9 protein-coding genes are annotated in these 15,296 nt (G+C 66.2%); 4 read left to right on the forward strand and 5 right to left on the reverse strand.

Annotation, left to right across the window (positions count from 1 at the left end):
• Positions 1 to 5: 5 nt before the first annotated feature.
• Positions 6 to 3,686, reverse strand: coding sequence for a transcription-repair coupling factor (gene mfd, locus NG697_RS04730; RefSeq protein ID WP_252613702.1), 3,681 nt, complete (start codon positions 3,684 to 3,686; stop codon positions 6 to 8).
• A gap of 193 nt (positions 3,687 to 3,879) precedes the next feature.
• Between mfd and NG697_RS04735 the strand changes: the two genes are divergently transcribed.
• The 4 genes from NG697_RS04735 to nhaA all read left to right on the forward strand — a co-directional run bounded on the left by NG697_RS04735 (position 3,880) and on the right by nhaA (position 7,589).
• The gene (locus NG697_RS04735; RefSeq protein WP_252613703.1) at positions 3,880 to 5,433 is read left to right on the forward strand and encodes an SDR family oxidoreductase; all 1,554 of its coding nucleotides are present in this window, start codon (positions 3,880 to 3,882) and stop codon (positions 5,431 to 5,433) included.
• Between the two features lie 48 nt (positions 5,434 to 5,481).
• The gene (locus tag NG697_RS04740) at positions 5,482 to 5,979 is read left to right on the forward strand and encodes a DUF2505 domain-containing protein (RefSeq protein ID WP_252613704.1); all 498 of its coding nucleotides are present in this window, start codon (positions 5,482 to 5,484) and stop codon (positions 5,977 to 5,979) included.
• A gap of 3 nt (positions 5,980 to 5,982) precedes the next feature.
• Entirely contained in the window at positions 5,983 to 6,204 is a 222-nt protein-coding gene (locus NG697_RS04745) for an SCO4848 family membrane protein (RefSeq protein WP_252601070.1), read from the forward strand.
• A gap of 71 nt (positions 6,205 to 6,275) precedes the next feature.
• Complete coding sequence (gene nhaA / locus NG697_RS04750; RefSeq protein ID WP_252607831.1) at positions 6,276 to 7,589, forward strand: Na+/H+ antiporter NhaA; 1,314 nt, start codon at positions 6,276 to 6,278, stop codon at positions 7,587 to 7,589.
• 44 nt (positions 7,590 to 7,633) lie between these two features.
• Here nhaA and sufU read toward each other — a convergent pair whose 3' ends face one another.
• From sufU to NG697_RS04770, 4 genes are all read right to left on the reverse strand, one after another.
• Complete coding sequence (gene sufU, locus NG697_RS04755) at positions 7,634 to 8,083, reverse strand: Fe-S cluster assembly sulfur transfer protein SufU (protein WP_252607830.1); 450 nt, start codon at positions 8,081 to 8,083, stop codon at positions 7,634 to 7,636.
• A 24-nt stretch (positions 8,084 to 8,107) separates the two neighbouring features.
• Positions 8,108 to 9,433: a SufS family cysteine desulfurase gene (locus NG697_RS04760; RefSeq protein WP_252613705.1), complete on the reverse strand. Its 1,326-nt coding sequence runs from the start codon at positions 9,431 to 9,433 to the stop codon at positions 8,108 to 8,110.
• Positions 9,434 to 9,833: 400 nt separating this feature from the next.
• Positions 9,834 to 12,554: a LuxR C-terminal-related transcriptional regulator gene (locus NG697_RS04765; RefSeq protein ID WP_374209892.1), complete on the reverse strand. Its 2,721-nt coding sequence runs from the start codon at positions 12,552 to 12,554 to the stop codon at positions 9,834 to 9,836.
• Entirely contained in the window at positions 12,541 to 15,279 is a 2,739-nt protein-coding gene (locus NG697_RS04770; RefSeq protein ID WP_252607829.1) for a LuxR family transcriptional regulator, read from the reverse strand. Before NG697_RS04770 ends, NG697_RS04765 begins: the two co-directional genes overlap by 14 nt.
• Positions 15,280 to 15,296: the final 17 nt, after the last annotated feature.

Here is a 15,296-nt window from a genome sequence, read left to right on the forward strand (position 1 = left end):
AAGCTCTAACTCACCACCAGTGGCGCGTCGGAGAAGATGTTGCGGATAACCCCGTTGGCCCACTCCAGGATCTCGGCGTCCTGCAGGTCGCGGCCGCCGATCCTTGCCGTCTTGGGCTTCGGTATCAGCACAGCGTCCAAGGCCGGCTTGGACTGGGAACCCGGGTACATCCGGGTCAGCCGCATCAGTTTCGACTCCGGCAGCTGCGCCGGCGAGAACTTGATGAAGTTTCCCTGCAGCGCGACGTCGGACAGGCCGGCTTCGCGGGCCCCCACCCGGAAGCGGGCCACGGCGATGAGGTTCTGGACCGGCAGCGGCGGCTCGCCGTAGCGGTCCACAAGCTCGGCCAGGACCTCTTCGATGGCCTCGTACGTCACCGCGGAGGCCAGCTTCCGGTAGGCCTCCAGGCGGAGCCGCTCCCCCGGCACATAATCGTGCGGGAGGTGGGCGTTGACCGGCAGCTCGATCTTCATTTCGGCGGCCTTTTCCTCGGCATCCCCGCGGAAGTCGGCCACCGCCTCACCCACGAGGCGGATGTAAAGGTCGAAGCCAACACCCTGGATGTGGCCGGACTGCTCACCGCCCAGCAGGTTGCCCGCCCCGCGGATTTCGAGGTCCTTCATGGCCAGCTGCATGCCGGCGCCAAGCTCGTTGTGGGTGGCCACGGCTTTGAGCCGTTCCAGGGCCACCTCGCCCAGGGGCTTCTCGGACGGGTACAGGAAGTAGGCATAGGCGCGTTCACGGCCGCGGCCCACCCGCCCGCGGAGCTGGTGCAGCTGGGAGAGGCCGTACTTGTCCGCCCCGTCCACGATCAGGGTGTTGGCGTTGGAGATGTCCAGGCCGGTCTCGATGATGGTGGTGCATACCAGGACATCGAAACGCTTTTCCCAGAAGTCCACAATGATCTGCTCCAGCCGGCTCTCGGACATCTGCCCGTGCGCCACCTCAACACGTGCTTCCGGAACCAGTTCACGGATCTTCGCGGCCGTCCGGTCGATGGTGGACACGCGGTTGTGCACAAAGAACATCTGGCCTTCGCGCATCAGCTCACGCCGGATGGCCGCCGAGGTCTGCTTGTCCGTGTACGGTCCCACATATGTCAGCACGGGATGGCGTTCCTCCGGCGGGGTGGCCAGCGTGGAGGTTTCCCGGATGCCGGTCAACGACATCTCCAGGGTCCGCGGAATCGGGGTGGCGCTCATGGCCAGCACGTCCACGTTGGTCCGCATCTTCTTCAGCGCTTCCTTGTGCTCCACACCGAAGCGCTGCTCCTCGTCCACGATCACCAGGCCCAGGTCCTTGAACGCGAAGTCCTTCGACAGCAGCCGGTGGGTGCCGATGACGACGTCAACGGAGCCGCTCTTGACGCCCTCAACGGTCTCTTTGGTTTCCTTGGTCCCTTGGAACCGCGACAGGGCTTTGACCCGCAGGGGGAACCCGGAGAAGCGCTCGGTGAACGTTTCGAAGTGCTGCTGGGCGAGCAGGGTGGTGGGCACCAGGATCGCCACCTGCTTCCCGTCCTGGACCGCCTTGAACGCGGCCCGGACGGCGATCTCGGTTTTGCCGTAGCCCACGTCGCCGGACACCAGGCGGTCCATGGGGATCTCGCGCTCCATGTCCGCCTTGACCTCATTGATGGTGGTCAGCTGGTCCGGCGTCTCCACGTACGGGAAGGCCTCCTCCAGCTCACGCTGCCACGGGGTGTCCGGTCCGAACGCGTGGCCCTTTGAGGCCATCCGCGCGGAGTACAGCCGGATGAGCTCGCCGGCGATCTCCTTGACGGCCTTGCGTGCCTTGGACTTGGTGCTGGCCCAGTCGGAGCCGCCCATCTTGCTGAGCACAGGGGTATCGCCGCCAACGTAGCGGGTCACCTGGTCCAGCTGGTCGGTCGGGACAAACAGGCGGTCCCCGGGGGCGCCGCGCTTGGACGGGGCGTATTCCAGGACCAGGTACTCGCGGACGCCGTCTCCGCCGCCCGCCACCTTGCGCTGGATGAGTTCGATGAAGCGGCCAATGCCGTGCTGTTCGTGCACCACGGAATCGCCGTTGACCAGCTGCAACGGGTCCACGGCATTCCGCCGCTTGGACGGCATACGCCGCATGTCCTTGGTGGAGCCCGCGGAAGTCCTTCCCAGCAGGTCCGCTTCAGTGAGCAGCCCCAGCTTGAGGCTGTCCAGGACAAAACCGCGTCCGACGGCGGCAGTGGTCACCTCGATGATGCCCGCCTGCGGCTCCTTCTCAAGCGTGTCCACCCGGGCACAGGGGATGTCGGCGTCGTGGAAAAGTTCCGCCAGGCGCTGCGCCGGGCCGGGACCCTCCGTGGCCACTACGATCCGCCACTGGTCCCGGACGTGGGAGCCGATGAAGTCCATCATCTCGGCCACATCACCCTGGTACCCGCGCGGTTCGCGGGCGCGGAGGTTCAGAACGTCGATCTCGGGCAGCAGCTCCTCGTCAGTGGCCAGCGACGTGATGGACCACCAGGACACCTCATGCTCCAGCGAGAAGCTCCGGGTTTCGGCCAGGGAACGGAAGCTGGCGGAATGCAACGCTGCCGACGCCTGCGAACTGAGGTCCAGCGGAGCCGTGCCGCCATCCGAGGCCGTGGACCAGGCTGCTTCCAGGAACTCCTCGTTGGTGGCCGCAAGATCATGTGCGCGCCTGCGGACCTTTTCCGGTTCAATGATCACCGAGATGGACCCGGCGGGCAGCTGCTCCACGAACGGAACCATGGCGTCCACCAGCACCGGGGCCAGGGATTCCATCCCTTCCACTGCGATGCCGCCGGCGATCTTCTCCAGCATGTCCGCGGCCGCGGGAAGCTGCGCCTTCAGGGTGGCCGCGCGCGACATCACCGACGGCGTGATGAGGATTTCGCGGCAGGGCGGGGCGTGGAGCTCGGTGGGGTGATGCACACCGGGCGCCGACAGCGAGCGCTGGTCGGCCACCGCGAACCAGCGCATCTGGTCCACCTCGTCGCCGAAGAACTCCACGCGGATGGGATGGTCCTCAGTGGGCGGGAAGACGTCGATGATGCCGCCGCGGACGGCAAACTCGCCACGGTGGGTGACCATGTCCACGCGTGCGTAGGCGGCATCGGCAAGGCTCCGCACCACGCTGGAGAACGGCATGTCCTGTCCCACCTTCAGCGTGACCGGAACCAGCTCGCCCAGCCCGGCGACGATCGGCTGGACCACCGCGCGGACCGGTGCCACCACCACACGCAGCCGGCCCGCCGTCGAACTTTCCGGGTGCGCCAGGCGGCGCAGGACGGACAGCCGGCGGCCCACGGTGTCCGAGCGGGGCGAGAGCCGTTCGTGCGGCAGGGTTTCCCAACTGGGGAACTCGGCCACTGAATCGGCCGGCAGGTAAGCGCGCAGGGCCGCTGTCAGATCCTCTGCTTCGCGTCCTGTCGCGGTGACCGCCAGCACCACAGGAGGGAGCCCGCCGTCGGGAGTTCCTTCGTCGGAGCCGGCGTCCAGGCCATCTGCCATTTCCGCCAGCAGGACGGCGCGGAGTCCGGCCGGCGCGCTGATCTGGTAGTCCTGGCCCCGGACGTCAAAACCCCTGGCCGCCTCCGCCTGGACCCGCGCGAACGTCTGGTCTTCTGCCAGGACACGGCGCAGTCCGGTCAGCGAGGGACCACCGTTGGACGGGCCAGGATGGGACGGGCCAGTGGGGCTCATGGCGGAAACTCCTGTGGGTTCATGCCTGTGGGTTCATGGGATCGCAGGCAACACGAAAGCCCGAAATTCACTTCGAATCCCGGGTCATCCCAGCCTACCCCTGCCCCGGGGCCCGCCGGGCACCCCGTTGCTAAGCTTGCTGAGGAAGCGCGCCTGTTGCGCGCCTCCGCCCGCCTGGCCTGAGGAGCTTTCAGTGAGCGATAGCAATAGTCCGAGCGACACTCCACCCACGGTGGCAGCGGGGACGGCGCGAACCGTCCTGGTGACCGGCGCCACCGGCTACATCGGAGGCCGCCTGGTCCCCCGGCTGCTGGAGGCCGGGCACACCGTCAAGGTCCTGGTCAGGACACCGGCAAAGATCGCCGGCGTGCCGTGGCTGGGCAAGGTTGAGGTCATCGAGAGCAGTCTCGACGACGGCGGAGCCCTGGAGCAGGCGCTGGCCGGCGTCGACGTGCTCTACTACCTCGTCCACTCCATGGCCTCCGGCGCCGGCTTCGAGTCCAAGGAAAAGGCCATGGCGGAAACGGCGGCCAGAGCCGCTGCCGCCGCCGGCGTAGGCCGGATCGTCTACCTGGGCGGCCTGCACCCGGCCAACGTGGAACTGTCCACTCACATGCGGTCCCGGGAAGCCGTGGGAAAGGTGTTCCTGGACAGCACCGTGGACGCGGTGGTCTTCCAGGCCGGGGTGGTGATCGGTTCCGGGTCCGCGTCCTTCGAAATGATCCGCCACCTGTCCGAAGCGCTTCCGCTGATGCCGGCCCCGAGCTGGGTGCGCAACAAGATCGAGGCAATCGCCGTCCGGGACGTGCTGCACTACCTTGTGGGCGCCGCATCCTTGGACGGGCCCGTCAACCGCACCTTCGACATCGGCTGCCGGCAGGTCCTGAGCTACGCGGGCATGATGAAGGAATACGCCGCCGAGGCCGGGCTGCCGTACCGGGTGGTGCTGGCTCTGCCCATTCCCGCCCCGAGGCTCGCCGGCGTGTGGGTGGCCCTGACCACGCCCATCCCGCTGTCCATGTCGCTCCCGCTCGTCGAGTCGCTGCAGCACGATGCCGTGTCCCGCGAACACGACATCGACGCCCATATCCCGGTGCCGGCGGGCGGCCTGACCCCGTACCGGCGGGCCGTTGCCCTCGCCCTGGGCAAGGAGCGTGACGGCCAGGTGGAAACCACATGGTCAAATGCCGGGGCCGACGCCGATCCGCTGCCCAGCGATCCGGACTGGGCAGGCCACACGGTCTACGTGGATGAACGGACCTTCCACGGCGAAGTTGATCCCGCCGACGTGTGGACCATCATCGAAGGAATCGGCGGCCGGAACGGCTGGTATTCCCTGCCGCTGGCATGGTGGGTACGTGGCTGGCTGGACAAGCTCACCGGCGGCGCGGGCCTGCTGCGGGGACGAAGGCACCCAGGCACCCTGGCCTCGGGCGAAGTGGTGGACTGGTGGCGCGTGGAACGGATTGAGCGCGGAAAACTGTTGCGCCTCCGCGCGGAGATGCGCGCCCCCGGACGTGCTTGGCTTGAACTGTCCGTAGAACCTGACGGGACGGGCAGCCGCTACCGGCAGCGGGCCATTTTCTTCCCCAAGGGCCTCAGCGGAAAGCTCTACTGGCTTGCCGTGCTGCCGTTCCATAGCCTCATTTTTCCGGCGATGGCACGGAACATCACCACGGCGGCGCAGAAAATCGCCGGCGCCGACAGTGCGGAGGCCGGTTCCAACAACACGCAAGGCTCCCCGTAGGATGTGGGGAGCAAAAAGCGTTCTGACCTACACATCACTGGAGGACCCATGGCACTGAGTGCAACCACTACCCTTCCGCACGCCGTCGACAGCGTCGCTGCCGTCTTTATCAACGAGGACTTCCAGCGGCACACGAGCCAATTCGTTGGCGGCACACTTGAATCCTTCGAGGTGGCCGGAGACGTTGACGGAGTATTCAGCACCACCTCGGTCCGCACGCTGCCCACCACCCGGCTGCCGGAGATCGCCCGTAAGTTCGTGGGCGAAAAGCTCACGGTGACGCAGGTGGAGAACTGGGACGCCCCGGCGGCCGACGGTTCCCGCCAGAGCAACATCACGCTGAAGATCGCCGGCGCCCCTCTTGATGTGACCGCGGTCCAGCGGCTCGTCGCGGAGGCCGGCAGCACGCGCATTGAACTCGAAGGCAACGTGACCTCCTCCGTCCCGTTCCTGGGCGGCAAGATCGCCGAGGCAGCTGAACCCATGGTGGCCAAGGCCCTGAACATCCAGTCACAGCAGGCCCAGGCCTGGCTCGAAAGCCACTAGGCCATGCAGCTCCCCCTGTTTGCGGGCTTGGTCCTGATTATCGCCGGCCTCTGGTCCCTGGTGATCTGGCCGCAGTTCCTGCGCCGCGTGATGAAGGATCCCAGGGCGCGGGACGCCGCCGGCAAGGCCACAAAGTTCCTCACCGTCCACGTGGTGCTGGTCAGCATCTCCATGGTGCTGGGAGCCGCCACTGCCGTGATCGGGGTTATGGGGCTGCTCGGGTAGGCTGGACACAGGTGCGCCGGGAAGTCTGGTCGGCAACAGTTTTGCCGACCCCTTAATTCCAGGAGCCACCCATGGCCAAGCGCCCTTCCCGCCCCGCCTTCGCTGCCAAAGTCCTCAGCCGCTCAAGCTACCCCGAATTCCTGCGGATCTCAGAGATCCTCAGGCTGGAAACAGCCGGCGGTGCCCTCCTTTTGCTGGCCACAGCCGCGGCCCTCGTCTGGGCCAACTCGCCTGCGGCTGAGGGCTACTTCGCGCTGCGTGACCTGAAAATCGGCTATGAGCCCTGGCACCTCCGGCTCTCCCTGGGGCTTTGGGCGTCGGACGGTCTCCTGGCCATCTTCTTCTTCCTGGCCGGCCTGGAACTCAAGCGGGAGTTTGTCTCCGGTGAACTCCGCAAAGTGTCCAAGGCGGTGGTTCCGGTGGCCGCGGCCGTGGGCGGCGTGGCAGTTCCGGCCCTGATCTACACGCTGGTGAACCTGGGCCAGGACGCCGAGAGCCTGCGGGGATGGGCCATTCCCACAGCCACCGACATCGCCTTTGCCCTGGCCGTGCTGGCCGTCATAAACACCCACCTGCCTGCGGCCCTCCGGACCTTCCTGCTCACCTTGGCCGTAGTGGATGACCTGCTGGCCATCGGCATCATCGCCTTCTTCTACTCGTCCGGACTGCAGCCGCTCTTCCTGTTGGCGGCACTGGTTCCGCTGGGGCTGTTTACCCTGCTGGTCCAGAGGAGGGTCCGCAGCTGGTACCTGTTGCTGCCGCTGGCCGCCGCCACCTGGGGACTCGTGCACGCTTCCGGTATCCACGCCACGGTGGCCGGTGTGCTGCTCGCTTTTGCCGTGCCGGTGCTGGCGTCGCAGAAACGCGGTGAGGCGGGTTCCGGTATGGCTGAGTCCCTGGAACACCGGCTCCGCCCGCTTTCGGCAGGTTTCGCCGTCCCGGTCTTCGCCTTCTTTTCCGCCGGAGTTGCCGTGGGCGGCCTCGACGGCTTCCGATCGGCCCTGGCGGATCCCGTGGCGGTGGGAATTGTGGCTGCCTTGGTGGCCGGCAAAACGATTGGCGTGTTCGGTACTACCTACCTGATCACTAAGACCACCAGGGCAAAGCTCGACGACGGTCTGGCCTGGATCGATGTTGCCGGCCTTGCGATGTTGGCCGGAGTGGGCTTCACGGTGTCGCTGCTGATCGCCGAGCTGAGCTTCGGTGCGGGCTCGGCCTACGATGACCACGCGAAGGTGGCCATCCTCACCGGATCACTGGTTGCCGCCCTGCTCGCCACCGTGGTGCTCCGGCTGCGGAACCGGCATTACCGCGCAGTGGAACTTGCGGAACGGCATGATGCTGACGGCGACGGCATCCCGGACGTTTTCGAGCACCGGGGCTGACAGCGGCGCGGCCGGGCCTCGGCCCGGCTTCGGCCCGTGCGTGCCTAGGCTGCCTGGTTCAGGGCGTCCTCGGCGGCCACCCAGGAAATCATGGCGCATTTAACGCGCGCGGCGTAGCGGGCCACACCCTCGAAAGCCGCGGCGTCGCCCAGGATCTCGGGATCGGCGTGGATCTTCCCGCGCGAGCGGAGTACTTCGCGGAAGTTGCCAATGACGGCGTGGAGCTCGTCCACGGTCATTCCCTCCGCGAGTTCGCTGAGGACCGACGCCGATGCCATCGAGATGGAACACCCTTCGCCGTCCCAGGAAATCTGCGCCACCTTGCCGTCTTCCACGGCCACCCGCAGCGTGACTTCGTCGCCGCAGACCGGGTTGAGCTGGTGGGACTGGCCCGTGGACGCCCCCGCCGGCACGGCGATGCCGGCCAGTCCGCTGCCGTGACGGGCTTTGGAATGGTCAAGGATGATCTGCTGATACAGCTGGTCAAGGCTCATGGTGGTGTACCTTCGGTGATCGCGCTAGACGCGGAAGTAGGAGCGGACTCCGGCGACGGCTTCCAGGAAGGCATCGACGTCGTCGGTGGTGTTGTACAGGTAGGCGCTTGCCCTGGTGGTTGCGGTCAGGCCCAAGCGGCGGTGCAGCGGCTGGGCGCAATGGTGACCCACGCGGACGGCGATGCCCCTGGAATCCAGGAACTGCCCGACGTCGTGCGCGTGCACGCCGTCGACGTGGAACGCGGCAAGGCCGATCCGTTCCTGTCCGGCGGCAGGCCCCAGCACGCGGATGCCGGGAATGGACTCCAGCCCCGCCACCATCCGCTGGCCGAGCTCCGCTTCCCAGCGGTGCACCCGGTCCAGGCCGGTTTCCGTGAGGTAGTTGGCTGCGGCGGCCAGGGCAACGGCCTGCGAGATGCGCTGGGTGCCGGCCTCGAAGCGCTGCGGCGCGGGCAGGTACTCGGCCCGTTCCATGGTCACCGTGGTGATCATGGAACCGCCTGTGATGAACGGTGGCAGCACGTCCAGGAGGTCCTGCTTGCCGTAGAGGACCCCGATTCCGGTAGGCGCCAGCATCTTGTGGCCGGAGAACACGGCGAAGTCGACGTCAAGCTCCTTGACGTTCAGCGGCAGGTGCGGTGCCGACTGGCAGGCGTCCAGGACCACCAGGGCTCCGGCCTGCCGCCCCAGCGCAACCAGTTCCTGTACGGGGTTAATTGTGCCCAACACGTTGGAGGCGTGGGTGAACGCGAGGACCTTAGTTTTGCTTCCCAGGATCTCGGCCGCAATATCCAGCCGCAGGGCACCGGCGTCGTCGATGGGGATGTAACGAAGCGTGGCGCCTGTGCGGAACGCCAGTTCCTGCCAAGGGATCAGGTTGGCGTGGTGCTCCATTTCGGTCACCACGATCTGGTCACCCGGGCCCACTGCGAGGTCTTTCAGCCGGGCGTCGCCGCGCCCCTGCGCCGCCCACAGCGCGGCGTTGGAGAGCGAGTAGCTGAGCAGGTTCAGGCCTTCGGTGGCGTTGGAGGTCCACACCGTTTCCGCGTAGCCGGCACCGATGAATTCCGCTATGGTCTCGCGGGCACCTTCGAACACCTCTGTTGCTTCCACGGCAAGGTAGTGGGCCCCGCGGTGCACGGCAGCGTTGCGCTGTTCGTAAAACTCCTGCTCAGCTTCGATGACACTGAGCGGGTTTTGCGAGGTGGCGCCCGAATCGAGGTATACCAGGGGCTGGCCGTTCACCAGCTGGCCAAGTACGGGGAAGTCGTTTCGAATCCTGAGGACTTCGGCGTTATCCATGGCCGGCACTGCGCGTTCCAGCGTGGCAGGCGTTGATACTAGGGCCAAAGCTAAACTCCTTGAGATGCCAATGGATTGACACTCAATTGTCCCACAACACCACTATGGCGGCGGCCCGATGGGCAACCGCCACAGCAGCTCCGGGCTTCAGCCCGCGGAGGTGAGGGCCGGCGACGGCTGGGGGGAGAGTCTCGGTCTCAGAAGACTCTGACGTCGCCGGCCCCGCTTCGATCCAGCCCCAGGGCCGGAAGTTTGCTTCAAAATGAGGCCTGAAAGTCTGTTGGCCGGTCCGCGGTTTTGGTGGCTCCGTGTTTTCCTGCCGCACTAAGTCAATCGCATGCTGAAGCTCAGCACACGAGTAGGCAGTACTCTACTTTTTGGGGCCGGGGCTACGCGTTTCCGGACGTCCTTACACAGGGTCCCGGACGCATGGCGTCCGTACGCAGGCCTAGTTCGGAAGGGCCGAAGCCAGTTCGTCGCGGCTCCGCACGCCGAGTTTGACGTACGTGCGGTAGAGGTGGCCCTCCACAGTACGCACGGACACCATGAGTCTTTGTGCGATCTCCCGGTCGGTGAGACCTTTCACGGCGAGCTCTACGATGTCCTGTTCCCGGCGGGTGAGGTGCACGCTGGGTGCTGCGGCGATGAAGTGGCCTTCCCGGAACCGCTCGCCCAGTTCGTGGTCGCACTTCTCCCGCAGGGCCACCGCCTGACGGGCCCGCCGGCGCTCACCGGAGCTCTCAAGGACGGTGCTCGACCGCGCGTAGGCTTCCCGCGCAAGGTTAACGAATCCCGCGCCTTCAAGCATGGCTGCCGTTTCCATGATGGAATCGGCGTCCTCGGACTCCCAATGCCCCGCCAGCGTGAGCATTGCCGCGGCCCAGCGGCCTTCCACGCTCCCCGCCAGTGAGTGGACCAACGGGATCACGGAATGGTCGCCCAGGTCCCAGCAGAGAGCCAAGAGTTCCAGGAGTGTCCCGGCCCGTGTGGTCACCTCGGGTGTGGTGGCCAGTGTGTGGAGGCGCGCCAGGCCTTTTCCGTCATGCGCCACATACTCCGATGCCGCTGCCGCGTACGCCCTCGCAAGGAGTCCGTAGCCGGGGGAACCCTGCGGTGAATCCTTGTAATCCAGCTCAAGCCGGCCGGCCTGGGCGGCGTCGCCGAGCCTCGCCGCTACATAAAACGCCAGCCCGGAACCAAACCGGAACATCTGCAGCGGATCGTTGAGCCTCAGGGTCTCCACCGCCGGCAACAGCGTTTGATAGGCGCGTTCCATCCGCCCCTGCCGCAGGAGCGAGTAGCCACGGAGCACCTCGAGGCTGCCGCCGAAATAGGCGACACCCCGCGGCTGCCCGGCAGCATAGTTCGCCGACTCCCGTTCCGCCGAGTCCCACTCCCCCATGGCCAGGTAATCTGCCACCAGGCGGCCAAGGACAAATTCGTTGAAGAAGAACACGCCACCCTGCAGTGAGGGAAGTTCCGAGACTGCCCGCAATGCGGCATCCAGCCCCTGGACGGCCCGTCCGGCCGGGGCGAGCGAATGGGCCAGCAGCGCCAGGCCCACCGCACGCAGGGCGTCGTCCGTGGCATCGCCGGCGCGGCTGCTCCGAAGGTCCTGGACCTCGGCCTCCAAGGCCTGGTGGTTGCCTGCTTCGCAAAGTTCCAGCAGGCGAAGCAAGCGCTCCTGCCAGGGCCCGGCCGGCGCGCCGGCGGTCTCTTGGGAATCCGGCGGCACAGCATCCGGGCCAGCCGTCATGACGCCTGCGCCCTGAAGCGCATCACGGGAATCGGCCGCGAATACTGACAGCGGCGTTCCCAGAGCCTGGTGTGCCATGGCCCTGAGCATCAGGACCGGAACAGCCCAGGCACCGTTCCCCAGCTGCAGCCAGCATCCGTCCAGGAGCTTGGCCGCACCCGCAAAGTCGCCTTCATTGAATAAGGCGCGTCCCTGGACGGCCTGTGCCTGCGGCACGAGGTCCGGGTCCACGACCTTCGCCGCCATCATCCGGCTGCTCCGGTTCCGGGAGTGGACCAAGGCAGTGCCGGCCGCCTCAAGCAGCTCGGGATCGGATATTTTCAATCCACATTCAAGGGCCCATTCCACGGCCCTCATCCTGCCTTCAGACCCTTCGGGAGCGGTTCCCAGCTGATCCCGGATCTTTTCAAGCAGCTGCAGGCTCCGGGACACCGAGATACTTGTGCGGAGCGCCTCGCCGAACACGGAGTTCCAGATCCGGAGATCGGCTGGAATGCCGGAACTTTCCACCATCATCTGCTGGTCCAGCAGCGTGCGCACTACTTCAGCGCCAAAAATATCCTCGATCACCTTCCGGCTCACGGGTCCTGCGAGGGCGACAAGTTTCAGGACTTCCTGCTCTTCCGGGCTGCGGCGGAGCATGTCCTTCACCACCACCTCGGCGAGCCTGGGTCCGTCGGCAGGCAACGGGCCCAGCAGCATCCAGATCCCGTTACGCTTTGCGAGTTCGCCCCGCTCTGCGGCATCATGCAGCAAGGCATCAAGAATCCGCGGATTTCCGCCAGACGCGCTCCAGATTGTGTCAATGGTTCCGGAGGGGATTGTTCCATCAAGTGCGTGGGAGAGGACTTCCTCGACCTGCTCCCGGTTCATGGGTCGGAGATCCACACGGTCAGCCAGGCCGTCATACCAGAGCTGAGCGAGCGGCTGGGGCAGCCCGGGCCGCGGCCTGCCGGCAGCAAGCACTGTGGCCCAGCCAGCGGAGATCATGTCGGCCACGATGCTGGCCGTTGCCTCGTCCAGGTGATGGGCGTCATCCATCATCAGAAGCAACGGGGTATCCTTGCCGGCTTTCAGCTTCTCAAAGTACCTCCACACGGACCGCAGCACAGCCACCGAAGACACGGAGTCTTCGGCCGTCAGCTCCGCCGTGTAGGGCGCCAAAACTCCAAAGGGAACGCCGGACAGCGACGAACTTCCATGGATCTGAACAATGATCATCTCCTGGGAAAGCCGCTCGGTGATGGCCTCGGTCAGCGTTGACTTCCCGATGCCCGGGCCCGCCATGAGGAACACGGCCTGGCTCGTGCGGCTGCGAATGATGTTGCAGATCCGGTCCAGCGGCTCACGCCGGCCCGTGAGCAGCCGATATTGCGTTCCCTGTTTGGCAGCGTGGCCGTTAGACGAGTCCAGTCAGATCACCCCTGGATGTAACTCCGAGCTTGGTAAAGACCTGGTAAAGGTGGCCTTCCACAGTGCGCACGGACACGCCCATCTCCACGGCGATATCGCGGTTGGACGCGCCCCGGCCGGCCAGCCGCGCGATCTGCCTCTCCCTGGCAGTCAGTAGAGGGCTGCCGCTGCTCGGCACGATCGGCAGGCTTGCCACGGTGGCTGCGAGGATGTCCAGTCGGGCCTGTGCATTCCTGGCGGAAACCGAGTCACCGGCCTGCCGGGCGTAGTCAACGGCCAGCGCCATGCACCGGGCCTCAACGGCATCCAGTTCCAGGGTGGCCGCCAGTTCCCCGCCGGCAAGCAACGTTTTGGCGTCGTGGGTGCGGCTGCCCACGGCGACAAGACGCGAAATTTCCGCCAAGGGGCCCTGGCGTTGCCCGGCCACTTGTTCCATCAGCCGGAAGTCCGCTTCCGTGCCGTTGACCGTGGCTCCGAGCAGGCTGATCCCGGCCAGGGTGAACCTGCCTGCCGCGATGTCACGGCGGGCTGACTGCTTGAGGCGGGTGGCTGCGTCATTGTCCCCCAGCCATCGGGCGGCCATATCAGCGCAGAATTCAATGCGGCTCCGGGTGGCATGGTCAGCGGCACCTGCCGTCCGCTGCAGCCGGTCAAGATACTGCCGGGACTGCCCGGCATTGCCGATCTGCGCATACGCGAAGGCGATGGCGGCGTAGGCGGCGCGGAGCAGGTTCTGGACGGGCCGCAGTTCCAGCTGTGCAGCGGCCGAGAGCAGCGAATCAAGGGCAACGGCGCCGCGGCCCGAGTACACATAGGCGATGCCGGCCGCTAGCTCCGCGGCGGCGCTCCGGTAAGGGAGCCGGTGGAACTCGCGCGCGGAAGGCGGATCCAGGAGGTCGATGCACCGGCGCCATTGCCCTGCCATCAGGAGCACGTTGTACGCCCGGCCGGCGAACCTCTCGCGCAGCCCCACGATCTCGGCGGCGTCCGAGATCTGCCCGCCCAGCTGCCTCATCAGGCTCAGGGCGTCCATTTCCCGCCCGGCCATGGACAGGGCGCTCATGAGGATCACCGCTGAGTTCATCCTGAACCAGGTGTCCGGATTCTGCCCGGGGTCGGCAGCGGCTTCCAGTGCCGGCAAGGCGGAGGCGTAGTCCCCCACAAAAGCCTGGTACTCGAATTCGCTGAGGCTGATCCGGTTGGCCGCAGCAGCCAGCGGCTCCGGCCAGCCCTTCGCAATTCCTGGCTCCACGCCCAGCCGCTCCCGTGCCGTCTGCAGCAGCGCCGGCACCCGGGCGGTGTGTTCGGGGAGCCAGACCATGACCCGAGATTTGGCCTCGACCACCCGGGCGAACTCCTCAACGTCCAAGTTGTCCAGCTGCGGCTGGGAAATATCGTCCAGTGCTGCCATGGCCTGCACCGGGAGGTCCATGAGCAGGTACGCTGCGGCTTTCTGCCGCTGGGCAGGCACCCATTGAGGGTCATTCCGCTTCAGCGTGTCGGCATACTTGAGGGCAAAATGGGGGTCAAAGAGCTGCACTGCGGCTTCGGCGGCGGCAAGCGCCATGGCCGGACTCAGCTCGGCCTCGCATTCCTGGGTCCAGGCGCCGAACGCCATCAGTTCTTCCATCGTCATCGTGGCAGGGTCAGGTTCCTTGCCGCCCAGGAGCAGGCTCCGCAGTTCCCTTCGCCGAGTGATGCTGAGCCAGGAGCGGACAACGTCGCCGAGGTACTTTTCACGCAGTGAAACCCATCGGTTGTCCGAGGAATCGATCTCCAGCAGGCCCGAATCTTCCATGTCCGCCACCACGCCGGCACCGTACACTTTGGTCAGCCTGGACAGTTCCACGCTGCGGGCGCACGAGAGCATCTCGATGACGTCCCGTTCCTCCGGAGACTTCCGGGTCCACTGGGACCGGACGATGTCGTCGAGGCTGGCCGCGCCGTCGAGCACCACCTTGTCCCGAAGAGTCCAGACGGAGTCCGACAGAACCAGGTTCCCCGAATGCTGCTGCTCGGTTACAAGCGCTTTCAGGAGCAGGGGGTTGCCGCCAACCATGGTGTGGAAAGTGCTGACCAGGGAGGCCGAAACGCGGTGGCCCAGCAGGGAAAGCAGCACCTGGCGGGTCTGCAGCTCATTGAGGTTGTCCAGCCTGACCTCGGTGAGCCGGCGGTCGTTGAGGAGCCAGTGGAAGTCGGCGGGTAGATCACTGACCATGGGCGCCACGGCCACCATGCGGGCGGTCCCGGTCAGGAGGATGTTGAGCAGGACGCCGGCGCTCATATCATCAATGCTGCCGGCGGTGTCCAGGGTGATGACACACTGGCGCCCCGCGGCATCGCTTTTGATGAGGGACGTAATGCCACGGAGGATGGCTGTGGGCGACCCCATGTACGCCTGGGGAAGACGCGCCAGCAGGAAAGCCAGGCAGCCGTAGGGTGTTGTGCCGGACGACGGTCCGCTGCGCAGCTGCAACGTCCAGATATCCGGGCCAAGCTCGGCGACGGCTGTCCTGGCCAAGGATGACTTACCTACACCGCGTCCGCCGGTGATGACGACTCCCAGGGAGTCGAGGCTGGTCAGGGCGGCGCGGACCGCTTCGAGGTTGGCACTCCGTGCGGGCACGGACCATCGCTGCGGCTCTGACACGCCTGCAGTGTCGGTGCGCAGCTCAAGGTCGTTGAGCGGTGACCCACGTCCCCAGCTGAGTGGCTCGATTGACATGAACTTGTCCCCTACAT

The organism is Pseudarthrobacter raffinosi (assembly GCF_023913835.1).
In the GTDB taxonomy this organism is placed as follows: domain Bacteria; phylum Actinomycetota; class Actinomycetes; order Actinomycetales; family Micrococcaceae; genus Arthrobacter; species Arthrobacter raffinosi.